Raw genomic sequence first — 24,271 nt, forward strand, 5'->3', positions numbered from 1 at the left:
GATCCGTTTGCTGGCACCTACACATGGTTAGATCGCTCGCATGAATCCATTGAGTGAGCGTTCCGAAATGGACCGCGGCGCCCTGCTTGCCGCCTCGGTCACGGTCTTCTTATGGGCTTCGGCATTTGTGTCCATTCGTGCGTCGGCGGACTATTTCGGACCCGGCGCCCTGGCCCTCGGGCGCCTTGCGACGGGCTCCGTCGCGTTGCTGTGCGTTCTCCTGGTCAAGCGGGGCGGTATACCGCCGCGTAAGGCATGGCCCGGGATCATATTGTCCGGAGTGCTCTGGTTCGGGTGCTACATGGTGGCGTTGAACTGGGGCGAGCAGAAAGTCGACGCCGGCACCGCCGCCATGGTCGTCAACATCGGCCCCATGGTGATCGCGCTGTTGGGTGGCTGGCTGCTCAAGGAAGGGTTCCCGCCCCTGCTGCTCGCCGGCATGGGAGTGTCGTTCGTGGGTGCGGTCGTGGTGGGCTTCTCCACGTCCGGCGGTGGTTCGTCATCGGTGCTGGGCGTGGTGCTGTGTCTGCTGGCGGCCCTCGCCTACGGGGCCGGAGTGGTGTCGCAGAAGCCCGCGCTGCGGCATGCCACCCCGATGCAGGTGACGACGTTCGGATGCCTCATCGGGACCGTCGCGTGCCTGCCGTTCAGCGGGCAGCTGGTCTCGGATCTGTCCACGGCGCCGACCTCGGCGATCCTCAATGTCGTCTATCTCGGCTTGTTCCCGACCGCCCTGGCGTTCAGCACCTGGGCCTACGCGCTGTCGCGGACCACCGCGGGCCGGCTGGGCGCGACCACGTACGCGGTGCCGGCGATCGTCATCCTCATTTCCTGGATCGCCCTGGAGGAAGTGCCCGGCTGGGTCACGCTCCTGGGCGGCGCCATCTGCCTGGGCGGCGTGGCCGTTTCCCGGCTGCGCCCCGGCCGCGCCTCTCAGGTGCCGCCGGCCGCCCCGCCGGTACCGGACGACACTCCGGCTTCCTCGGTGGAGCCGACGCGCTGAACCTGGGCGCAGCGCAGCGCAGCGCAGGGCGTGGGCGGTCCCTGCCCACGTCTTCCTCGCCCACGCCTTCCCCGCACGGGCGCGAGCGCTCCCGGGACTACCCCCGTCCTCCGGGGGCGCTCGCCTCGTGGTGCTCACCGCAGGGCGGTCACAGCACGAGCGTGGTCTCGTCCCTGCCCAGCAGATAGCCGAGCTGCAGCCGGGTGTTCGCCCCCAACTGCTGCTTCATCGCCGCGATATGGCCCTGCAGCGACCGTTCGCTGATACCGAGGCGGCGCGCGATCCGCTTGTCGGAGTAGCCGCCGATGAGGAGTCCGCTGATCGACTCGCGCAGCGACGGGATGACGTCGTCGGCCGCCTTCGCGGCGTGCAGGGGAACGAACGGGAAGGACTTCGCGCGGTCCCAGGAGCGTTCGAAGATGTCCTTGAGGAAGCGCACGATCGCCGGCTCCCTGACCGCCAGTCCCACGGTTCGGCTCTCGTTGGCGGAAATGAACGCCACTGAGTCGTCGATGATGATGAGACGGTCGAAGAATTCCGCCAGGGTTCGCACTCTCACCCCGTAATCGGTGACCGTCCGCACGTAGTTCTTCGTCGCCTCATCGAAACGCGTCGTGTGCTGATAGAGCGTGCGCATGGCGACCCCGGCCTCGATGTGGCGCCGTACGGATTCCAGGGCGTCGTCCAGAACCTGGCCGGGGCGGGGGCCATCGGGCTGCGCGGTCAGTATTTCCCGCTGCGCACTGTTGAGTGCGTCCTCGATGGCGGAGCTGATCGCGTCCAGCCCGTGGAGGTATGAGATGCGGGATTCCTCGGAAATCGACGCACGCATTGACTCCTTGGTTCTGCCGATGTCAATGAGGCGGCCAGTGGTCAGTCGAGACAGTGATTCCAACTGTTCGGCAATGGCTCGCAGTGCGCCCTCCGGCCCTTCCTGCGGTGTGGCCGCTTCAATCCCGAATCGCTCCGATGTGTCCCCATTTGGATGCTCGGTTGACATCATGATCTTACCCCCCGGGTGTCCGTTATCAACGATTTTCCACTGAAATGGATCCCTCGGCTTTCGGCGGTGCGGAAACCTGAGCCATCATAAATCTTCAGTCCTGGCTCGGGGCAAGGAAAGCTGAAGCCAGGTGATCAGTTTGAGCCGCAGGTCGCCTCAGTGGTTGGTGCCGGGCGAGCCGCCTTGCCACCCTCTGGGAATTCTCCATAATTCCTGCGGGCACGTTTGGCAAGAGAGGCAAGGGCACATGTTCTCGTTTTCTTTACCCTCCCGTACGCCCGGACGGTCTTCGTTCGCAGTCCGCATCGGATTCGCTGTCGCTACCGGTGTGCTGGCCGGAGCACTCGGGCTCTGCGCGCTCCCGCACTCGGACTCCCGGCACGTGGCCGAAGCCGCCACGTTCGGCGACGTCGGCTGGAATGTGGCCGGTCCCCGGTCGGCTGCCTGACCGCTCCAAGGCGCGAGAGATCGGTAAAATCCCTGTGAGTTCTTCTCCGTGGTTTTTGCGTGACCCGGCATCGTCCGAGCGTGAGGCCCGCATCTACTGCTTCCCCCACGCGGGCGGAAACCCGCGCTCGTTCCTCGGCTGGCAGCGGGGGCTGGGGGACGACGCCGAGATCGTCGCAGTCTGCCCGCCGGGCCGTGGCCCCAGATACCAAGAGCCCTCCGCCACCGACGTGATGGAGCTCGCCGACGGTGTGGCCGCCGCCATCGTCGCCACCGCCGACCGTCCCTTCGTCCTCTTCGGACACAGCTTCGGCGCGGTCCTGGCCTTCGAGGTCGCACGCCGTGTCGGCGGCCTGCCCGACTGCCGCCACCTGGTCGCCTCCGGGTGCTCGGCGCCCGCGTTGCTGCCCAGCCGACGCGTGGTGGAGACCGCACGCCTCAAGGGCCGCGCGTTCACCGAGGCGGTGGGCTTCTTCGGCGGGCTGCCGCCGGAAGTGGTCGCCGACGAGGCTCTGCAGGAGCTGTTGCTGCCGCATCTGAAGGCCGACTTCCGCATGGTCGCCCAGTACGCCTACCGCCCGGGCGCCCCGCTGTCCGTGCCCGTCACCCTCATCAACGGAGTCGACGACCCGCACGTGAAGGAGGCCGGTCTCGAACCGTGGGCGCGCGAATGCGCCGACGAGCCGGCCCAGCACTGGGTCGACGGCGGCCACTTCTACTTCGACGGCAGGCCCGACGCCGTCACCGATGTCCTCCGGTCGCTCCTGAGCGCCGATCGTGGCGCGAATCCGCCTGGCGGCACGCATGTTGAGGTTATCTGAGCAGTGCCTCACACCTGCCTCACGAGCACCGCAGAGGGGAACGACCATGAGCCAGTCCGCCACCGACCAGTACCGACGGGCCGTCACCTTCCACAAGCTCCATGAAGGACCCGACCCCTTCGTCGTCCCCAACCCGTGGGACGCGGGCACCGCGCGCGTCCTCACGGGGCTCGGCTTCCCCGCGCTCGCCACCACCGGCGCGGGCCTGGCCCACACCTGCGGCCTGCCCGACGGCTCCCTCACTCGCGAGAACATCCTCGACAACGCCAGGTCGATCGTCGCCGCGACCACCCTGCCGGTGACGGCGGACCTGGAGAGCGGATTCGGTGACACGCCCGAGGAGGTCGCAGAGACCATCCGGCGCGCCGCCGCCGCGGGCCTGGTCGGCGGCTCGATCGAGGACTCCACCGGCCGCGCCGATGACCCCGTACGCCCCCTTGAGGAGGCCGTCGAGCGGGTGGCCGCCGCCGTCGCCGCCGCCAGGGAGCTCGACTTCCCGTTCACGGTGACCGCGCGGGCCGAGAACTTCTTCCAGGGCAGGCCCGATCTGCCGGACACCATCCGCCGGCTGAAGGCGTACGAGGAGGCCGGCGCCGATGTGCTCTACGCGCCCGCGCTGCCGGACGCCGACGCGATCCGCGCCGTGTGCTCCTCCGTCGAACGCCCCGTCAACGTCCTGATGGGTTCACCCGCACTGCCGCTGACCGTGGCCGAGCTGGGCGCCCTGGGTGTGCGACGGATCAGCGTCGGCTCGGCGCTGTCCCGGGCCGCGCTCGGAGCGGTCGTCCGCGCGGCGACGGAGATCCGTGACCTCGGCACCTTCAGGTTCGGGGCCGAAGCCGTCCCGTATCCCGACGCCAACGCGATGATGGCGCCGGCCCGACCGGCCGACCCGGAGAGTGATCCCGCACCGTGAATGTCGCACAGGTATATCTGTCCGCCCCCCGCTACGTCATCGGCGAAACCGAGGCCGACCACACCTCGGTCAAGGACCTGCCCCGCAAGGCCCGGGAGTTCGGCATGCCTCCCAAGGCGTCGCTGTGGGGCTGGGGCAGCGTCCGGCTCACGAACCAGAGCCTGGAGACCCTGGCCGTGCGCAGCGGTCTGGCGACGCTGGACGCCGCCGGGACCGCCCCCTCGTCCGTCGACTGCCTCGTGCTGTGTTCCACCCGTTTCCCCGGCGGCCCGCGTACCCACGGCAAGTTCATGGAGACCGTGATGTCCGGACTCGGCCTGGACAACGCCGCGTTCACCGGCATCACCCTCAACCGCTGCACCAACCTCCTGGTGGGCCTGCGCACCGCACAGGCGCTCGTGGCCGCCGGACACCACCGCACGGTGCTGGTCGTCACCACCGACCGGATCTCCGACGAAGCCGTGCGGATGGAGAACTTCGCGCTGTTCAGCGACGGCGCCGCGGCGGCCCTGGTGAGCGACGTTCCCCAGGGCCCGGACTCCTACGAGATCGTGGCCGGGGCGTCCGCGCAGGACCCCCGGGCGCTGGAGTGGACCAACGAGATCAGCTCGGACCTCGCCCGCGTGGTCAACCAACGCATCCTCGACGCCGTCGACATGAAGATCGGCGACATCGACGGTGTCCTGCACCTCAACCTGTACAAGCCCATCGTCGTACTCAAGGAACGTCAGGCCGGGTTCACCAAAGAGCAGTTGTTCCTCGACAACATCCCCCGCGTCGGCCACTGCTTCGCCGCCGATCCGCTCATCAACCTCGCGGACCGGGCCACGGCCGGACACCTGCGGGACGACGGCCACTACCTGCTGGCGGCAAGCGTGCCCGGCGTCCGGGTCGGCGTGCTGCTGCGCAAGCTGCCGACCGCACCGACCACCGAGGCGGCGGCCACCGAGACCCGGGAGCTTCGATGAACGCACACACCGGATTCCCCCTTCCCGACCTGACCACGTCGCTGCCCCGCGCCCCCTTCCACTTCAGCCCGAAAGCAGCCGAGGAGGCCGCGGCGGTCATCGCCGGGGAACTGGCCGGTGTCTTCCGGCAGTTACTCGGCGACCAGGAGAGCGAGACCACGCTGCTCGTCTCCCGCCGCACCCTGGAAGCGTTCCTCACCACCGCGCAGTCGGAGTCGCAGCCCCCGTCGCAGCCCTCGTCGCAGCCGCGAGGAGACGCCGACGCCGACGCCGTCGCCGCGTGGGTGCAGCAGACCCGCGCCGAGCTCGCGCCGGACCTCGTCGCGTTGCGCGAGGCCGACCCCGAGACACGCGAGCTCGTGCTGCGTCAGCGCGCCCCTCTCGCCCTGATCGGCGGCTGCTGGCTCGACACCGTCTCGCAGGCCGCCACCCAGCCGTCCGTCATCGTCAACCGACTCTTCGGCCAGTACTTCCTCCTACAAGGTGAGGGCATCCCGCAGCGTGGGCAGCTGGCCCGGCGCCGGCGGGCCCTGACCGAACTGGGCGTCCACCTGCCCGAGATCGAGGCCGCGGACTTCCTGCGGCAGGCCTCGGCCCGCCCGCTGACCGTCCTGCACGCCTCCTTCCACCTCGCGCTCTCCCGGCTGCCGGCCTCCTTCCTGCCCGAAGTGGTCGGCGTGCACTACGCCATGGCCGCGCTGGGCGTCGACGATCTGCTCCTGGGCACCGAGCCGCACCTGCCGGAGGCCGAGGCCCGTACCGTCCTCGCCGACTACCTCTCGCTCACCGACCGGTCCCCGACCGGGGACGAGGACCGCCGCCGCACGCTCACCGCGATCGCCCTCGTCCTGAGGCTGGAGCGGGAGCACACCGCCCTGCTCACCGAACTGGCCGCCTGGCACGAGGGACTCTCCCTGGACGCCAGGGTCGCGCAGATCGTGGCCCGTCACGCGCCGTTCGCCGGCCGCCAGCACCGCAGCGTCCGCATGGGCGACCGGCGGCTGTCGGACTGGCTGGACGGCGAAGACCTCGACCTGGCCGCGTTCGTCGCCGAGTTCCGCGCCTCACGGCAGCTGAGGCCCGGCCGCGACGGAACCTGCCGGTTCCTGAAGTCCATCAAGTTCGGCGGCCCGATGTTCGGCATCTTCGACGAGCGCGAGGCGGCCACCTTCACGGCATGGGCGCACGCCGTGGCAGCCGGCGAACCCGCCGATCTCGACTTCGCCCCCAACACCGCGGGGGACGACCGGGCCGAGGGCTGGGCCCGGGCCCTGCGCGGCACCGCGGCCGAGGACCTTGCTGACGTCGTCCTCGCCGACGCCGAAAGCGGTCTGGACGACCGGCGGTTGTTCCACCGTGTCGTCAACGTCGAGCAGTACCCCCACATCCTGGCCACCGCCCGGGACCGGGCCGAGGCGGGCCTCACCGACGCGGAGATCCTCTTCACCCACGGCGCCGGCGGACGGCTCACCAACGCCGAGTACTTCGACTACACGCCCGAGGCGCTCATGGAGCGGGTCGAGCGCGTCTACTGGGACAAGCTGGTCGACCCCTACCAGCCGCTCACCGAGATCCCGGACCGCGACGAGGTCATCTTCGAGCAGACCACCTTCGCACTCGGCAGCCTCATCGACGGCAGCTGGGCCCACCGCATCGGCAACCTCGGCCGCAACCACCGGCAGAGCGACGCCATGCTGTTCGGGATCTACGCCGACGAAATGGGCCGCGGCGACGTCACCAAGAACCACATCACGCTCATCCACCAGGTCCTCGCCAGCATGGACATCCACCTGCCGCACATCCGGCAACCGGAATTCCTCGAGCAGGGCGACCTCCCCGACCACCTCTACGGGTTCTCGATCCACCAGGTCTGCCTGTCGCTCTTCCCCGACACGCTCTACAACGAGATCCTGGGCTACAACCTGGGCATCGAGATGTTCGGCCTGGGGGAGATGCGGCTCCACGAGATACAGAAGCTGCGCCGGCACAACCTCGACATCTCCTACGAGGAGGCCCATCTGTCGATCGACAACTTCTCCGCCGGACACGCCCGGCAGTCGGCCGACATCATCGTCTCCTACCTCGACGACGTGCGGCGCACCTCCGGCGACGCGGCCGTCCAGCAGGAATGGCGCCGCATCTGGCGCGGCTACGCCTCGTTCGCCTACTTCGTCGAGCATCAGCTGGTCAAGCGGATGCGGGCGGGGGAGCGGACACCGGCGGCGTCCGCGCCCACCGTTCAGCCCGACGACGTCGACCTGCTCATCTGACTCTCCGTGCAGGACCACCGCCCCCTCCGCCCCTCCTTCCAGCACGGAGAATCACCTTGGGACCGACCACGAGCTTCGACCCGGAAATCCTCGGCCTCCCCTTCTACGACGACCGGCACCGTCGCCTCGCCGACGCCATCGGCACCTGGTGCGACGACCGCACCGCCCTGTGGGACGAGGTCCGGGCGGAGGAACCGGACAAGGCCGGCCTGCGCCTCGTACGACACCTGGGGGAGGACGGCTGGCTCGCCTTCCTGGACCCCGGCTCCGATCCTGAGACCCGACCCGGCGACTACCGCAGCATCTGCCTCATGCGCGAGGCGCTCGCGTACGCGGAGGACCTGGCCGATTTCGCCTTCTCCATCCAGGCCCTGGCCGCGACGCCCCTGATCCGCTTCGGAACCGACGACCAGAAGCTCCGCCACCTGCCGCGCATGGCGCAGGGCTCACTCGTCGGCGCCTTCGCGGTCTCGGAGGAACAGGCGGGCTCCGACGTCGCCGCCGTCGGCCTCGCCGCCGAACGCACCGACGACGGCGGCTACGTCCTCAACGGGCACAAGGCGTGGATCGCCAACGGCACCATCGCCGACGTGTACATCGTCATAGCCCGCACCGGCGAAGGCCCCGGCCCGCTGGGACTGACGGCCTTCCTGGTGCCCGCCGACACCCCCGGGGTACGGGTCAGCGGCCGGCCGGTCCCGGTAGCCCCCCGCTCGTTCGCCCACCTCGCCTTCGAGGACTGCCGGGTGCCGGCCGAGGCCGTGCTGGGCAAGCCCGGGCGGGGCTTCGTCATCGCCATGGACCTGCTCGAACGGTTCCGGATGACCGTGGGCGCGGCGGCACTCGGCTTCGCCCGCCGGGCCGCCGACACCGCTCTGGCGCGCGCCCGCACCCGACAGGTCGGCGGTTCCCTGCTCATCGACCACCAACTGACGAAGGCGTCCCTGGCCGACATGGACGTCCAGCTCAATGCCGCCGCCCTGCTGGTGGCCCGGGCCGCCTGGGAGGCCGACCGCGGCAGCCCCCGCTTCGCCCGCCACTCCAGCATCGCCAAGCTCCACGCCACCGAGGAGGCGCAGCGCATCGTCGACACCGCCGTGCAACTGCTCGGCGCCTCGGGCGTCGTCAAGGACAGCGTCACCGAGCGTCTGTACCGGCAGATCCGGTCTCTGCGAATCTACGAGGGCACCTCGGAGATCATGCGGTTGACGATCGCGGGAACCCTCGACACACGTCGTGCCGACCGTGCCGCCCGCGACCTGTGATCTGTGATCTGTGACCATCCCAGTCCCGCCGTCGAGTCGACAAGGAGTTCCCGGGTGACCACCCCGATCGAAGCGGTCCGGCAGCCGGATCCGTACCCCTACTACGCGACCCTGGTGGCCGAGCGTCCGCTGGCGTTCGACGAGGCCGTGGGCGCCTGGGTGGCGTGTGACGCTGCGGCGGTACGAGCCGTACTGGGCGCCACCGCCCTGCGGGTGCGCCCGCCCGTCGAGCCGGTGCCCGCCGGGATCGTCGGGACCCCGGCCGGCGACGTCTTCGGCGACCTGGTGCGGATGACCGACGGCGAACCGCAGCACCGCCTGAAGGCCGTGGTCGTCGACGCCCTCGGGCACGTCGACAGGGCGCGCGCGGCCCACCTGGCCGCCGAACGGACCCGCGACGTCCTCGCGGCGGGCGGCCGGCCGCCCTTCGAGGAACTGATGTTCGGTGTGCCCGCCCGGGTCGTGGCGGCGCTCTGCGGACTCGGCCAGGGGACGGACGCCGAAGCCGCCAGGCTCATCGGCGACTTCGTCCAGTGCATCCCAGCCTCCGCCACCCCCGAGCAGCAGAAGGCCGCGGCGCTCGCGGCCGGCCGGCTCCAGGAGCTGCTGGGTCCCGGGATCGAGCGGGGGGAGGACGGCACGGGCCTGCTCGGGGACCTCGTACGGGCCGCGCGCCATGCCTCCTGGTCCCGCACGGCGCCGCTGCTGTCCAACGCGGTCGGCTTCCTGTCCCAGACCTACGACGCCACGGCAGGCCTGATCGGCAACACCCTGGTGGCGTTGGCCCGTGGTGCGCGGCTGCCCTCCGGTTTCGCCGACGCCGAGGCGTTCGTCCGCGAGGTCGTACGCCACGACGCGCCGATCCAGAACACCCGCCGCTTCGCCGCCGAGGCGTTCCGCCACGGCGAGGCCGAGATCTCCCCGGGCGACCAGGTGCTGGTGGTCCTCGCCGCCGCCAACCGCGACCCGGCCGCCAACCCCGATCCGCACGCCTTCCGGCCCGGCCGCCCGGACCCGGCGGTCTTCACCTTCGGCGCCGCGGCCCACCGCTGCCCCGGTCAGACGCTGGCCGTCACCGTGGCGGTCGCGGTCGTCCGCGAGGTGCTCGCGGCAGGCTTCGACCCGGCGGAGCTGCCGGACGCGGTGACGTACCGGCCCTTGGCCAACGCCCGCATTCCGGTGCTCTAGCCGTCGCACGACCCACGCACAGAATCCCTCGAAGAGAGAGTACGAAGCCGATGTCGGACAGGCCACGCTTGTGGATGCGGCACGAGTCCCGTACCGGTGAGCGCCGGGCACCGCTCGTTCCCGAGGACGCCGCGCGGCTCGTCGCGCAGGGCGTCGAGATCACCGTCGAGGAGGCACCGCAGCGTGCCTTCCCCCTCGCGGACTACGTCGCGGCCGGCTGCCGCACCGCACCGTCCGGCAGCTGGACCGACGCCCCGCGCGACCACTTCGTCCTGGGCCTGAAGGAACTGCCCGACGAACCGGCGCACCTGGTGCACCGTCACATCTACTTCGGCCATGCCTACAAGGGCCAGACCGGTGCCCGGGAGCTGCTCGACCGGTTCACGCCCGACGGCGGAGCGCTGCTGGACCTGGAATACCTGACGGACGACGCAGGCCGGCGGTTGGCCGCCTTCGGGTACTGGGCCGGGTACGTCGGCGCGGCCCTGGCCGTGCTCCACCACCGCGGGCTGCTCCAAGCCCCGCTGGAGCCGCTGGACCGGGCCGCGCTGGACGCCCGGCTCGCCGCCACGGAATCACCGTCGGACGAGAGGGCCCTGGTGATCGGTGCCCTCGGCCGCAGCGGCCGAGGCGCCTGCGACGCGCTGGAGACGGCGGGCATCACCCCCACCCGCTGGGACGTGGCGGAGACCCGCGCCCTGGACCGGACGGCGCTGCTCGACCACGACATCCTCGTCAACACCGTGCTCACCACCCGGCCCGTGCCGCCCTTCCTCACCTCCGCGGACCTCGACGACGCCGGGCGGCGCCTGTCCCTCATCTCGGATGTCACCTGCGACGTCACCTCCGAGTGCAACGTCCTGCCGGTCTACGACGAGATCACCGACTGGGAGCACCCGGTCCGGCGGCTGCGCGAAGGCGAACGGCCGGCCGACCTCATCGCCATCGACAACCTGCCCTCGCTGCTGCCGGTGGAGTCCAGCCGTGCCTTCTCGGCCGAGCTGTACCCCCAGCTGCTGCTCCTGAACGACGCCGGCACGGCCTGGGAGCGCGCGCTGCTGGCCTTCGAGACCGCGGTCGCCACCAACAGCAAGGGAAGCACCCGTGCCCGTTAGCCCAAACACCACCGAGGCGGCAGCCCCGGCCCCCGCGAGCGGCACCGTCCACTGGATCGGCACCGGCCTGTCCACCGGCCCGTCCGGCCTCGGCCTGTTGTGCGACCGTGCCGAGCGCGTGGTGCTGTGGGACCGCACCGCCGAACGCGCCGCCGACCGCCTGACCGCACTCGGCCTGGCCGGCCGCGCCGAGGTCCGCGCGCTCACGGACGACGCCCTCGAGGACGCGGTCGGCGCCGGCGACGTGATCGTCTCCATGCTGCCCGCCGCCGAACACCCTCGCCTGTTGCGCCTGGCCCTCGACCGCCGTGCCCACTTCGCCTGCACGAGCTACGTCTCCGACGCGATCACCGAACAGGCCGCGGCCGCGGCGGACGCGGGCGTCGTGGTGCTCACCGAGGCCGGACTCGACCCGGGCATCGACCACCTGATGGCCCACCAGCTCGTCGAACGCGCCCGCGCGGCGGTCGGCGACACGGCCGAGACGGTCGACTTCACCTCCTACTGCGGTGGCATTCCCGCCGTTCCCAACGACTTCCGCTACCGCTTCAGCTGGGCGCCCTACGGAGTCCTGGCCGCCCTCGGGTCCCCGGCCCGCAACATCGACGAGGGCGTGGAGCGCACCGTGGCCCGCCCCTGGGAGGCCTCCCGCACCCACCGCCTGGGCGGCGAGGACTTCGAGGTCTACCCCAATCGCGACAGCCTGCCGTTCGTGGCCCAGTACGGCGTCCCCGAGGGCTGGCGACTGCGCACCTTCGTCCGCGGCACCCTGCGCAACGCGGGCTGGCGCGAGGCCTGGAGCGATGTCTTCGCCACCGTGAGCACCGGCGACCAGGAGCAGATCCGTTCCCTGGCCAAGGACCTGGCCGCCCGCTATCCCACCACCGACGCCGACCGCGACCGCGTCGTACTGTCCGTCGCGCTCGACGTCCGTGCCACCGACGGCGCGCGCTTTCAGGGATCCTGCCTGCTGGACCTGACCGGCGACGAGACCGAGAGCGCGATGGCGCGCTGCGTGTCCCTGCCCCTCGCCTTCGGCATCACGCGGATGCTGGCCGGGGCGTTGCCCGCCGGCCTGAACCGCGCCGCGGAGTCCGCCGACGAGGCCGCCCGCTGGCTGGAGTTCCTGGACGGGGCCGGGCTGCACTGCTCATTCACCGACGGCGCCTCCACCCCCGGCGGAGAGGAGGTGTGAGCGCGGGACACCCGACGGCCCGGCGGCGTTCGACTGCCGGGCGGTCGCGGGCCCACAGAACCTGACATCCCGCCGCACCGCCGGCTTCCGGTTCGTGGTCGGCCCCGGCACGGCGCCGCCGGCGGTGCGACGCGCGCGGCCCCGGCCGCCGTACGCGGGCCGCAGCCGCAGCCGCAGCCGCCCGACGGACCGCGGCGGACCCCGGTCCTGACCGGGACGACGAGGGCCTGATCGCCGGGCTCACCTTCGACACCCCCACCGCCGGGGATCTCGGCCCACACCCACACCCCCGACAGCAACCAGGCGCGCCCTTTTGGCGCCCGATTCGTCACGTTTCGCATCAGTTAGTCAGTACGTCCTGAGTCGGCCACGCCGCCGGCACCTGTCCGAAGGAGAGATCCGACCATGGGGTACGAGAACACCACGTCTGACTCCACGCACTACCGCTGCGTGGGAATCGGCGTGGGACCCGCCAACCTGAGCCTCGCGTCACTGCTGCACAGCCGTACGGAGGTGCCCAACCTCTTCCTCGACCGCAAGGCGTCCTTCGGCTGGCACGACGGCCAGCAGATACCCGGCACGACCCTGCAGGTCTCCATGTTCAAGGACCTGGTCTCGCTCTCCGACCCCAAGTCCCCGTTCTCCTTCCTGGCCTATCTGCACGACCAGGGCCGGGTCTACCACTTCCTCAACGCCCAGTTCGACGACGTGCCGCGGCTGGAGTTCCGCAACTACCTCGCCTGGGCGAGCCGGCGCAACGAGAACATCGTCTTCGGCGAGACGGTCAAGGAGGTCGGCTTCGACGGTGTCTTCACCGTCCGCACCGACCGCCGCACCGTCACCGCCGACAACGTCGTGGTCGGCGTGGGCAACCAGCCCTGGGTGCCGGAACACGGCCGAGGCCACCTCGGCGCCACCCAGTTCCACGTCAACGACTTCATGACCTCGGCCCGGAACCTGGGCGGCAAGCGGGTCGTGGTGGTCGGTGGCGGCCAGTCCGGCGCCGAGGCGTTCTCGGACCTGATCGCCCGCTCCGGCGCCGAACTGCCGCGCCGGGTCTCCTGGATATCGCGGCGCCGCAACTACTTCCCCATCGACGACTCGCCGTTCACCAACGACTACTACATGCCCGACCACTCGGACTACTTCTACAGCCTGGGCACCGACGTCCGGGCCGCGTTCAACGCCCAGCACATCCTCACCAGCGACGGCATCTCCGAGTCCACCCTGCGCGACATCTACCAGCGCATCTACGTCCACCGCTTCGTGGAGGGCAACCCCGACCTGGTCGGGCTGCATCCCAACCGCGAGGTCGTCGGCGTCGAGGCCGACGCGGCGGGCGGCTGGGACATCACCGTCCGGCACAACGACGAGCCCGGCGCCCGGGAGCACTTCGAGGCGGACGTCGTCGTATGGGCCACCGGTTTCCGGCCGGCCGCCATGGACTTCCTCGCCCCGATCGCCGACCGCCTCGAACGCGACGGCGACGAGCTGCGCATCGACGAGGACTACGCGGTGCGCTGGGACGGCCCGGCCGACCGCAGTGTCTTCGTGCAGAACGCCGCCCGGGGCCAGCGCGGTCTCGCCGACCCCAACCTCAGCCTCAACGCCTGGCGCAGCCAGCGCATCGCCGACCGGCTGTCCGGCGTGCGCAGCGACGAGCAGCTGGCGTCCTTCATCGAGTGGTCGACCAAGACCGGCACCAAGATCCCGTGGGGGGCCTGATGACGGCGCGGCACACCGACCATGACTACGCGGTGGTCGGCGCCGGAGTGCTCGGCTGCCTGATCACCCGGGAGATCCTCGCCCGCGACCCGCACGCCTCCGTGGCCCTGCTGGAGCGGGACGCCATCGGCAGCGGAGCCACCCGCCGCTCGGCCGGACTGCACTTCCCGCGCGGCCGCACACCACGCGTCCGCCGCATGGCCTCGCACAGCCAGCAGTGGTACGCCGCGCTCAAGGACGCCAGCCCCGAACTGCCCGTACACAGCCTGCGGATGACGGTCGTCGCCTCCGCCACCGAGGAGACCCGGCTGCGCGGCACCTACCTGCCCGAGGCGACACTGCGGCCCGCGGCGGCACTCCCGGCGGCCGTCGCGGCGCTGCCCGACGGCATGAGCGCCTGGGAGGGAGACGGCTGCCAGTACGCGGACGTCTACGCCCTCAGCCAGTTCCTGGCCCGCGAGCTGCGCCCGAACGCCAAGTTCCGTGAAGGAGCCCAGGTCACCGGCGTGACCCCGGTGGCGGACGGGGTGCGCCTGGACCTCGGCACCGGTGACGCGCTCACGGCGGGGCACGTCGTCCTCGCCCCCGGCCCGTGGCTGGCGGCCCCCGCCTGGAAGGAACTCGTCGCCCCGCTCGGTGCCCGGGTGAAGAAGGTCGTGGCCCTGCACATCGAGACCCCGCCGACCGCCGACGACGAAGCCGTCGTCTTCGAGGACGAGGACGCCTTCCTGCTGCCGTACCACGAGCGCGGCCACTGGCTGTTCAGCTACACCTGCCAGGAGTGGGACGTCGACCCCGACACGCTGCCGGCCGGCCTGACGCCCGCCGACCGTGGCGAGGCCCTCGCCACACTGCGCCGGTACGCCCCCCACCTGGTGGAGCACTGCGCCTCCGGCCGCGTCTTCTGCGACGCGTACGGCCCCGACTTCGAGCCGCTGGTCCGCGCGCTCACCGATGACGGGCGCGTGGTCTTCGCGGGCGCCGCGAACGGTTCCGGCTACCGGCTGGGCCCCGCCATCGCCGCGGAGACCGCCGACCTGCTCCCTCTTCCGTCCCAGCGAAAGGACGCGGCGTGATCATCAACACCTACGACGACACCGCACTCTCCGAGGCCTTCGGCATCGACATGAGCAGCATCGAGGGCCTCGGCACGGGCGCCGGCTGGGGACGTGTCGCCCCCGGCCAGGCCTCCGACAGCCATCAGCACGACGAGACCGAGTTCTTCGTGATCGTCGCCGGCCGCGGCGAGTTCATCGTCGACGGGCGGCGACATGCGGCCGCCCCCGGCACGGTGGCGCTCTTCGAGCCCTTCGAGTCCCATGTCCTGGAGAACACCGGCGACGAGGATCTCGTCTTCCTCACCCAGTACTGGCGCGATGCCGGACGCGCCCTGACCTCCGCGCAGAACACGGAGCGCAAGAGCTTCGGCGAGCGGCCGGTCTTCGTCTTCTCCACCCCGCCCACGCCCAACGGCGACCTCCACCTCGGCCACCTCTCCGGCCCCTACCTCGGTGCCGACGTCTTCGTGCGGCACCAGCGGATGAACGGCACCAACGCCTGGCACCTGACCGGCAGCGACGACTACCAGAGCTATGTGCCGGCCGCCGCCCGCGCCGAGGGCCGCGAACCCGCCGAGACCGCGGCCCACTACAGCGCCGAGATAGCCGCGACCCTCGCGCTGATGGACATCACACCCGACCAGTACACCGTCACCAACGACGACCCCGACTACCGGGGCGGGCTGAAGGACTTCTTCTCCCGTGTCGTCTCCTCCGGCACGGTCCAGGTGACCGAGGCCGACGCGCTCTTCGACGCGGAGAGCGGCCAGTACCTCTACGAGGTCGACGTCAAGGGCGGCTGCCCCGGCTGCGGTTCGGGCACCAGCGGCAACATCTGTGAGGAGTGCGGCGAGCCCAACACCGTCACGGATCTCGCGGAGCCCACCTCCACCGCTTCGGCAGCGGCCCCCCGCCGCGGCCCGATCGGCCGGTGGATGCTGCCCCTGCACACCTTCAAGAGCGACATCGCCGCCCACCACCACCTCGGCCGGGTCCCGGCCCGGCTGCGGGAACTCGCCGACCGGCTCTTCAGCCGCCCGAGCATGGACATCCCCCTCACCCACCCCTCCTCCTGGGGCGTCCCCCCGGCCGAGAAGGACGTGGACGGCCAGGTCATCTGGGTGTGGCCGGAGATGTCGTACGGCTTCCTGCACGGTATCCAGGCCCTCGGCTCCCGCCTGGGCGAGAACTGGCAGGCGGCCGAGCCGAACCAGGACTGGAAGATCGTCCACTTCTTCGGCTACGACAACAGCTTCTACCACTCGGTGCTCTACCCGGCCCTGTACCGGCTCGCGTTCCCGGGCTGGACGCCGGACATCGACTACCACGTCAACGAGTTCTACCTGCTGGAAGGCAGCAAGTTCTCCACCAGCCGGCGGCACGCCGTCTGGGGCAAGGACATCCTCAGCCCCGACTCCGTCGACTCCGTCCGCTACTTCCTCGCCGCCACCCGTCCCGAGGGCACGCGCACCAACTTCCAGCGCGTGGCCTACGAGTCGGCCCTGACCGACACCCTCATCGGCACCTGGCAGAACTGGCTGAACGACCTCGGCTCCCGGATCGCCAAGCACTACGGAGGCACGGCTCCGGACGCCGGCAACTGGACACCCGAGCACTCCGCCTTCCTCGGGCGGCTCGGCGCCCGCCTCGCCGCGGTCACCGGCGCCCTGGGCTCCGACGGCTTCTCCCTCAACCAGGCCGCCGCCGAACTCGACGGCATCGTGAGGGACACCCTGCGCTTCTCCCACCAGGAGTCGCTCCTCGCCGAGTCCGCGGGCTGGGAGAACGAGACACGCACCGCCATCGCCCTGGAACTGGCCGCCGCCCGGCTCCTCGCCCACGCCGCCGCCCCCGTCATGCCGCGCTTCGCCGCGCACCTCGCCGACACGCTCGGCATGCCCGAGCCGGGCAGCTGGCCGCGCACCGTCGAACTCGTCGCCCCCGGCAGCGAGATCCGCCTCGCGGACGCCGTCTTCTTCCGCCCGACGCCGATCCCGGAGGCCGCCTGCGTGAACCACGCCGGCCCGCGGCTGACGCCGTGGCTGAGCGGCCTGGTGCGGGCCGTGCTCCAGCTCCCCGACGACGAGGAGGTCTGCGACCGCAGCCTCAGCCAGCTGAACACCAGCTCCCTCCAGGCGGTCACCCTCCAGTACCAGATCCTCGAAGCCCTCGACGTGGACGTCAGCGTCGAGGAACTCCTGGGCAGCCACGACATCAACACCCTCGCCACGGTCATCGAGGAGCGCGCCGAGCCGGCGGCCCTGGAACCGCTCACGGAGGCGCACGTCCGATGACCTATCGCGAGGTGTTGCACGAGATCGAAAGCCGCGGCCTGTCCGTCGCCCTGTCCGGCAACGACCTGCGGCTCCAGGGCGGCCGCGAGCGCATGGACCCCGCGTTCATCGCCCGCGTCAAGAGCGTGAAGAACGAACTGATCGCCCACCTCGCCGAGGAGGAGCGGCACGGCCCGGGCTTCGGGCTCACCACCCTCCAGCGCGCCTATCTGCTGGGCCGCAGCGGCATCTTCGAGATCGGTGACGTGGCCAGCCACGTCTACCACGAGATCGAAGGCGTGTGGGACGTCGACCGCCTGGAGTCAGCGCTGGAAGCGGTCGTGGACGCGCACAGCGGCCTGCGCTCCCGCTTCGTCGGCGACGACCGCCAGATCACCGAGTTCCGTCAGTACCGGCCCCGGATCCCCCGCCTCGACCTGCGCCAGAAGAGCCCCGAGGAACAGCGCCGCATCCGCCGCGAACTGCGCGAGCAACGCTCTCATCGGGTGCTCGCCGCCGACCAGGTGCCGCTGATCGCCGCCGAGGTGACCATCCTCGCCGACGACCGCATGGTCCTCCACGTCAGCCACGACGGGCTGATCATGGACGGCATCAGCATGTTCCTGTTCTTCGACGCCTGGTGGCAGCGCTACCGCGACGGCGCCGACGAGGAAGCGCCCAACGAGCTGCCGTACGCGGAGTACGTCGCCGCGCTGGAGTCCGCACGTGACCGGGCCCCCGCCCACCGCTCGCGCCAGTACTGGCTCGACCGGGTCGACGACCTCGCCCCGCATCCGGACCTGCCGCTGCGCACCAGCCCGTCCGCGCTGACCCGCACCCGTTTCTCGCAGCGACAGGTGCGCCTGGACGAACGGGCGTGGACCGCGCTGAAGGAGCGGGCCGCGCACGCGGGACTCACCCCCTCGGCGCTGCTGCTCGCCGCCTACGCCGAGACGCTGGCCACCTGGGGCGGCGGCCCGCGGTTCACCATCAACACCACGGTGGCCAACCGCCCGCCCATGCACCCCCGGGTCTTCCAGGCCATCGGCAGCTTCTCCGACACCATGCTCGTCGAGATCGAGGTCGACCGGGCCCGCTGCTTCGAGGAGCGGGCCCGCGCCCTGCAGACCCGGCTGCGGCGCGACCTCGACCACCGGCACTTCTCCGGCAGCGACGTCATGCAGGAACTGGCACGACGGCGCGGCGGCGTGACCGGCGCCCGGATGCCGTTCACGTTCAACAGCGCGATCGGTCATGTGGGCGGCGACATCGACGGTTCCGCCCTGGAACTGTTCGGGCCGGAGGTGTTCACCGTCAGCCAGACCCCCCAGGTGTGGCTCAACGCCTTCGCGATGGAACAGCACGGCGGGCTCGTCGTCCAACTCGACGGCGTCGACGAGCTGTTCCCCGAGGGCCTGCTCGACGATCTCGCCCAGGGCTACCGCACACTCCTCGACACGCTCATCGACGAGGCCGCCTGGCAGCGCCAGACCTTCGACCTGCTGCCCGAGGCCCAGCGCGAGCGGCGCCGCGAGGCCAACGACACCGCCGCGCCCCTGCCCGAGACCATGCTGGGCGACGCGTTCCTGGCCCAGGCCGAACGCACCCCTCACGCGCCCGCCGTCATCACCTCGGGACGGACGGTCAGCTACGGCGAACTGCTGCGCCGTGCCACCGCGGCGGCGGCCCGGCTGCGCGCGGGGAACGTCGGCCGCGACGAGCTGGTCGGCCTGGTGATGAGCCGGGGACCCGAGCAGATCGTCGGCATCCTCGCCACCGTGCTGGCCGGCGCCGCCTATCTGCCCGTCGACGCGGCACTGCCCGCCGAGCGGCAGAACTACATGCTGCGTGACGGCCGGGTGCGCCACGTGCTCACCAACACCGGCTGGCAGGACCCCGACGGCGAACGGCAGGTACTGCACCTCGACATCGCCGACACCGCCGACACCGCCGACGACGCCGCCGAGGTCACCGACGGGACGGCGGACCTGCCGGCCCCGCTGCCGGGCTCCGGCCCCGACGACCTCGCCTACGTGCTCTACACCTCCGGCACCACGGGTGAGCCCAAGGGCGTCATGGTCAGCCACCGCAGTGTCGCCAACGTCGTCGCCGACTGCCACAAGCGGTTCGGCATCACGCCCAGGGACCGGTTCTTCGCCATCAGCGCGTTCAACTTCGACCTGTCGGTGTGGGACGTCTTCGGCGCGCTGTCTGCCGGTGCGGCCCTGGTGATGCCCGACAAGGACCGGGCCGTCGACCCCGCCCACTGGCTGGAACTGTGCGAGAGCGCCGGGGTGACCGTCTGGAACTCGGTGCCCGCCATCGTCTCCCTGCTGCACGACCAGGCGGTTGCCGACGGCACCGTCCCGCCCGCGCTGCGCCTGGTGATGATGAGCGGCGACCGCATCCCGCCGGCCCTGCCGGCCGCGCTGCGCCGGCTGAAGCCCGACCTGGACGTCATCTCGCTCGGCGGGCCCACCGAGACGACGATCTGGAACATCCAGCATCCCGTCGGCCCCGACGAGGACGGCAGCGAGTCCATTCCCTACGGCCGCCCGAACGCCAACAACCGAGCCTACGTGCTCGACCGGGACGGGCTGGACTGTCCCGACTGGGTGACCGGCGAGATCTGCGCGGCGGGCACCGGCCTGGCCCGCGGCTACTGGGGCGACGAGGCGCGCACCTCCGAGCGGTTCCGCCACGACGGCCGCCGCGGCGAACGCCTCTACCGCACCGGAGACCTGGGCCGCTATCTGCCCGACGGCAGTATCGCGATCCTCGGCCGCAGCGACTTCCAGATCAAGGTCAACGGCTACCGCATCGAGGCCGGCGAGGTCGAGACCCGGCTGGTCGCCGTCGACGCCGTCGCCAAGGCCGTCGTCGCCGGGCGGCCCGGCGCCCAGGGCGACCGCCTGGTGGCGCACCTGGTGCCGACCGGTGAGAGGCGGCCGGGCGTGGCCGAACTGCGCGAGGCCCTGCGCCGCGACCTGCCCGACTACATGGTCCCCACGGCCGTCATCTGGCACGAGGAACTGCCGCTGACCAAGAACGGCAAGGTCGACCGGGGCAAGCTCGCCGACGTCCCCGTCGAGGAGACGGCGCGTGCCGCCGACGCGCAGGGCGACGGCGAACCCGCGACGGACACCGAGAAGGCCCTCGTCGAGATCTGGTCCCAGGTGCTGCGAGGCACACAGGTCGGCGTCCACGACAGCCTGGGCTCCCTGGGCGGCGACTCCATCGCCGCCGCCCGCATCCTCACCGCCGTCCGCAAGCGGTTCGGGGTCACCATCCCGCTCGACATGTTCGCCGACATGGACACCGTCCGGGCCATGGCCACCGCCCTCACCCCCCGACAGGAGGACCAGTGACCGACCACTCGACGATCAACCACATCGTCACCCACCCACCGCTCGGCGGACGCATCTCCTTCGCCCGGCTCGACGGCACACACAGCGTCGAGCTGCCGGAGCTGTACGAGATGGCCGGCCGGCTGGCCCGACGGCTGCGGGCCCGCGGCATCGGACCGGGCGACCGGATCGGCATCCTGGCCGCCAACAGCCTGGAGTGGGTGCTGCTCGACCTCGCCGCGCTGCTCCTGAAGGCCGAGACGGCAGGGTTTGAACCCGGCAAGTTCGACCCCGACGACCAGCTCACCGAGCGCTACGACGTCACGCTGCTGTTCACCGACCGGGAGACGAACGCCCCGGGCACCCTGCCGATCAGCGAGGTCCGCGCCCTCGCCGAGGAACCGGACGACGCGGACACCGAGCCCCTGCCCCCGGTCACCTGGGCACCGCGCGACGTGACGACGATCAAGTTCACCTCGGGCAGCACCGGCACCCCCAAGGGCCTGGCCGCGACCGTCGGCAGCATCGACAGCTCCCTGACCGCGGTGCAGGAGATCTTCGAACACAAGCCGGGGGACGACCTGTTCGTCTTCCTGCCGCTGTCACTGCTCCAGCAGCGGTACTGGATCTACTCCGCGCTCACCCATGGCCACGACGTCACCATCAGCACCTACGAGGCGGCCTTCGCGGCGCTGCGCCGCACCCGGCCCACCGTCGTCATGGGCGTACCCGCCTTCTACGAGACGGCCAAGCGCCAGATCGAGGCACGGCTGCGCCGCTCGGACGGCGCGGAGACCCTCGAACAGGCCGCCGCCCGCATGTTCGGCGACCGCGTCCGCTACCTGTGGACCGGCTCCGCACCCGCCGCCGCGACGACGCTGACCTTCTTCACCGAGGCCGGGCTGCCCATCTACGAGGGCTACGGACTCAACGAGACCTGCATCGTCACCAAGAACCACCCCGGTGCCAGCCGCGCGGGCAGCGTCGGCCAGGTGCTGCGGGGCAAGGAGGTGCTGGTCGGCGAGGACGGCGTCATCAGCGTCCGCAGCGACCACCCCGTGGGCTACGGCTACGCGTACGCCGCCCCCGGCGACTCCGAGAAGGTCTTCGGCCCCGACGGCACCGTACGCACCGGCGACCTCGGGTACGTCGACGACGACGGCTTCCTCTTCATCCGTGGCCGAGCCGACGACGTCATCGTCCTGGACAACGGCAAGAAGATCGTCGTCCGGCCGATCGAGGAGAGCATGCGCACCAGCCCGGCCATCGCCGAGTGCGTCCTGTTCTGCCCCGCGCAGACCGACCTGGTCGCCGTCGTCTCCCCGGTCGGCGAACCCGCCGACCGCGACGCCATCGCGGCCCAACTCGCCCTGACCAACGCCTCGTTGACCAAGGACGAACAGATCAGCAGGGTGGTCGTCGCCGAGGCGCCGTTCAGCATCGAAGGCGGCCTGCTCACCTCCCAGTACAAGCCGAAACGCAAGCAGATCCTCGAGGCCTACCGGGCCGAGATCCACAACAGCAAGGAAGGCATCCATGCGGTCTGACATCGAAAGCGCGGCCAGGGACAATCTCTCCGCGGTGCTCAACCCGCCCGTCGGCCCCGACGACCTCGACCTCGACGCGGACATGGCCGGCACCTATGGCCTGACCTCCCTCAACAAGGTCCTCTTCCTGACCGAGGTGTGCGAGGCGACCGACGTCGACCTCGCCCACTTCACCGAACACGACCTCGCCGAGATGAACACCCTGCGCAGCGTCACCGAGGCGCTCACCCGACACACGAACAAGGTGGCCTGACCATGACCTGGGCACAGAACGCGGCAGCGGTCCTTCAGAACGAGCACGTCCTGCTGCGACCGGTCACCGAGTCCGACCGTGAGAACGTACGGGCCGTGGCCATGGACCCCGACATCTGGCGCTACTTCGTCTCCGCCGTGGAGACCGACGCCGACTTCGAGACGTTCTTCGACACCTGCCTCGCCGACCAGGCGGCCGGCCGCCGCGTGGTCTACGTCATCACCGACCGGGCGAGCGGCCGCGTCGCGGGCAGCATGAGCTACGGCAACATGGCCGAGGCCGACGCCCGCCTGGAGATCGGCTGGTCCTGGCTGGGCCGTGACTTCCGGGGCCAGGGCATCAACCGCTGGGCCAAGTACCTGCTGCTGCGACACGCCTTCGACACGCTCGGTGCCGAGCGTGTCGAGTTCAAGACCGACATCCTCAACACCCAGGCCCGGCGCGGCCTGCGCAACATCGGGGCGGTCGAGGAAGGCACCCTGCGCAGCTTCAACTACATGCCCGGCGGCCGCCGTCGCGACGCCATCTTCTACAGCGTGCTGCGCGCCGAATGGCCGCGCGTGCAGCAGGAGCTCGCCACCAAGCCGAAGGTCTCCCAGCTGGACACCGTCGGATGACCGCGGGCGGGGGCATCCCCTTCATCCGCGCGTCCGGTGACCCCTTCGCCGTCGGACGCGCCCATGGCGAGGCCCTCGCCGGCCCGCTGCGCACGTTCCTCGACGACGCGCTCTGCCGCCTGAACAAGGTCATGCCTGAGCCGGTCACTTACGACGCGCTGCTGCCGTCGATCGCCGCCTACCGGGCGGCGGTCACGGCGGCCCTGCCGGACCAGGCGGCGGAGATCGCCGGACTCGCCTCGGGCGCCGGGATCACCGAGGACGAGGCGTGGCTGCTCCAGCTGCGCCGGGAGATCATGGGATACCGCAAGGTGCCCACCGCGGGCGACTGCACGACGTACGCCCGCACCGCGGGCAGCCCTCCGGTGCTCGCGCAGACCGTCGACCTCAACGGCGACCTGGACGACTACATCGGCGTCCTGGAGATAGCCCCCGGTGGCTCGGCACGTCGCTCGCTCGTCCTCAGCTTCGGTGGCCTGCTCGGCTATCTGGGCCTCAACAGCGACGGCCTCGCGGTCGGCCTCAACCTGGTCCTGGGCGGGGAGTGGCGCCCAGGGGTGCCGCCCTACCTCGCGATCCGTCATCTCCTGGACACGGCACGGGACGTCACCGAGGCCCTGGAGATCCTGCGCACCCTGCCGCTCGCAAGTTCCCGCACGCTCGTGCTGTGCGACCGGGACCGCGCCGTCTGCGTGGAGGTCCTCGGGGAGGAGTTCAGGATCATCGAGGACGCGGAGGTGGCGCACACGAACCACTTCCTGCACCCCGATTTCGTACCGGGTGACGAGATCAACGTCTTCGCCCGCAACTCGTCGGTCCGCAGGCTGAAGACGGCCACGGCCGGACTCGGCGAACTGCGCCCCGACGCCGGCCCGGAGGAGCACTTCGCACTGTTGTCACAGACTCCGATCCGCGTACCGGACCGCGGAGACATCCGCGCCGAACGCACCGTCGCCGCCGTCGTCCTGCTGCCCGACCGCGGTGAGCTGCACGTGCGCCCCGGCGATCCGGCACTGTCACGGACACAGGTGTTCAGCTTGTAGGAAGGGGGCGGGCACGTGCGGACGTGGCTGGTGGACCTGGACGCGAACGAGCCGGCCCAGGCAGGGGAGGGAGCGCTGACGGAGGCGGAGCGGCGGCGCGGAGCCGAGTTCGCGCACGAGCTCCCGGCACGCCGTTTCCTGCGTTCCCGGCTGGCCGTGCGTCAGCTCCTGGGGGAGTGGCTGGGCGTTGCGCCGACGGAGCTTCGCATCGCGTGCC

The 24,271-nt window shown here is 71.0% G+C and carries 18 protein-coding genes; 17 read left to right on the plus strand and 1 reads right to left on the minus strand.

Going from position 1 to position 24,271, the window contains the following annotated elements; all coding sequences use genetic code 11:
* Positions 1-67 precede the first annotated feature (67 nt).
* Entirely contained in the window at positions 68-1,003 is a 936-nt protein-coding gene (locus OHA64_RS26445; RefSeq protein ID WP_405617203.1) for a DMT family transporter, read from the plus strand.
* Between the two features lie 148 nt (positions 1,004-1,151).
* On the opposite strand, the gene OHA64_RS26450 is transcribed toward OHA64_RS26445, so the two are convergent.
* A complete protein-coding gene (locus OHA64_RS26450; protein ID WP_405617205.1) occupies positions 1,152-2,006 on the minus strand; it encodes a LuxR C-terminal-related transcriptional regulator in 855 nt (284 codons plus the stop codon).
* 482 nt (positions 2,007-2,488) lie between these two features.
* Here OHA64_RS26450 and OHA64_RS26455 point away from each other — a divergent pair, with 482 nt between their 5' ends.
* From OHA64_RS26455 to OHA64_RS26530, 16 genes are all read left to right on the plus strand, one after another.
* Positions 2,489-3,274, plus strand: a complete 786-nt coding sequence (locus OHA64_RS26455) for a thioesterase II family protein (protein WP_405617207.1) — start codon at positions 2,489-2,491, stop codon at positions 3,272-3,274.
* Positions 3,275-3,320: 46 nt separating this feature from the next.
* Positions 3,321-4,190 (plus strand): isocitrate lyase/phosphoenolpyruvate mutase family protein, encoded by an 870-nt coding sequence (locus OHA64_RS26460; RefSeq protein WP_405617210.1) that lies wholly within the window; start codon positions 3,321-3,323, stop codon positions 4,188-4,190.
* Positions 4,187-5,158, plus strand: a complete 972-nt coding sequence (locus OHA64_RS26465; RefSeq protein WP_405617212.1) for a 3-oxoacyl-ACP synthase — start codon at positions 4,187-4,189, stop codon at positions 5,156-5,158. The genes OHA64_RS26460 and OHA64_RS26465 overlap by 4 nt, the downstream gene beginning before the upstream one ends.
* A complete protein-coding gene (locus OHA64_RS26470; protein ID WP_405617214.1) occupies positions 5,155-7,428 on the plus strand; it encodes an iron-containing redox enzyme family protein in 2,274 nt (757 codons plus the stop codon). The genes OHA64_RS26465 and OHA64_RS26470 overlap by 4 nt, the downstream gene beginning before the upstream one ends.
* Before the next feature lie 56 nt (positions 7,429-7,484).
* Positions 7,485-8,693 carry an acyl-CoA dehydrogenase family protein gene (locus OHA64_RS26475; RefSeq protein ID WP_405617216.1) on the plus strand — a complete coding sequence of 403 codons (1,209 nt, stop codon included), beginning with the start codon at positions 7,485-7,487 and terminating at the stop codon, positions 8,691-8,693.
* Between the two features lie 54 nt (positions 8,694-8,747).
* The gene (locus OHA64_RS26480) at positions 8,748-9,881 is read left to right on the plus strand and encodes a cytochrome P450 (protein WP_405617218.1); all 1,134 of its coding nucleotides are present in this window, start codon (positions 8,748-8,750) and stop codon (positions 9,879-9,881) included.
* A 50-nt stretch (positions 9,882-9,931) separates the two neighbouring features.
* Positions 9,932-10,996 carry a saccharopine dehydrogenase gene (locus OHA64_RS26485; RefSeq protein ID WP_405617220.1) on the plus strand — a complete coding sequence of 355 codons (1,065 nt, stop codon included), beginning with the start codon at positions 9,932-9,934 and terminating at the stop codon, positions 10,994-10,996.
* The gene (locus tag OHA64_RS26490) at positions 10,986-12,191 is read left to right on the plus strand and encodes a saccharopine dehydrogenase C-terminal domain-containing protein (protein WP_405617222.1); all 1,206 of its coding nucleotides are present in this window, start codon (positions 10,986-10,988) and stop codon (positions 12,189-12,191) included. The genes OHA64_RS26485 and OHA64_RS26490 overlap by 11 nt, the downstream gene beginning before the upstream one ends.
* A gap of 405 nt (positions 12,192-12,596) precedes the next feature.
* Entirely contained in the window at positions 12,597-13,916 is a 1,320-nt protein-coding gene (locus OHA64_RS26495; protein ID WP_405617224.1) for a lysine N(6)-hydroxylase/L-ornithine N(5)-oxygenase family protein, read from the plus strand.
* Positions 13,916-14,992, plus strand: a complete 1,077-nt coding sequence (locus tag OHA64_RS26500; protein WP_405617226.1) for an NAD(P)/FAD-dependent oxidoreductase — start codon at positions 13,916-13,918, stop codon at positions 14,990-14,992. Before OHA64_RS26495 ends, OHA64_RS26500 begins: the two co-directional genes overlap by 1 nt.
* Positions 14,989-17,268 (plus strand): class I tRNA ligase family protein, encoded by a 2,280-nt coding sequence (locus tag OHA64_RS26505; protein ID WP_405617228.1) that lies wholly within the window; start codon positions 14,989-14,991, stop codon positions 17,266-17,268. Before OHA64_RS26500 ends, OHA64_RS26505 begins: the two co-directional genes overlap by 4 nt.
* Positions 17,265-20,615 carry a non-ribosomal peptide synthetase gene (locus OHA64_RS26510; RefSeq protein ID WP_405617230.1) on the plus strand — a complete coding sequence of 1,117 codons (3,351 nt, stop codon included), beginning with the start codon at positions 17,265-17,267 and terminating at the stop codon, positions 20,613-20,615. Before OHA64_RS26505 ends, OHA64_RS26510 begins: the two co-directional genes overlap by 4 nt.
* Complete coding sequence (locus OHA64_RS26515) at positions 20,612-22,141, plus strand: AMP-binding protein (protein ID WP_405617232.1); 1,530 nt, start codon at positions 20,612-20,614, stop codon at positions 22,139-22,141. The genes OHA64_RS26510 and OHA64_RS26515 overlap by 4 nt, the downstream gene beginning before the upstream one ends.
* Positions 22,131-22,394, plus strand: a complete 264-nt coding sequence (locus OHA64_RS26520) for an acyl carrier protein (RefSeq protein ID WP_405617234.1) — start codon at positions 22,131-22,133, stop codon at positions 22,392-22,394. Before OHA64_RS26515 ends, OHA64_RS26520 begins: the two co-directional genes overlap by 11 nt.
* A gap of 2 nt (positions 22,395-22,396) precedes the next feature.
* Complete coding sequence (locus OHA64_RS26525; protein WP_405617236.1) at positions 22,397-23,011, plus strand: GNAT family N-acetyltransferase; 615 nt, start codon at positions 22,397-22,399, stop codon at positions 23,009-23,011.
* Positions 23,008-24,054, plus strand: a complete 1,047-nt coding sequence (locus tag OHA64_RS26530; RefSeq protein WP_405617238.1) for a C45 family autoproteolytic acyltransferase/hydolase — start codon at positions 23,008-23,010, stop codon at positions 24,052-24,054. Before OHA64_RS26525 ends, OHA64_RS26530 begins: the two co-directional genes overlap by 4 nt.
* Positions 24,055-24,271: the final 217 nt, after the last annotated feature.

The sequence above is a fragment of the Streptomyces sp. NBC_00076 genome (assembly GCF_045041235.1).
Lineage (GTDB): Bacteria > Actinomycetota > Actinomycetes > Streptomycetales > Streptomycetaceae > Streptomyces.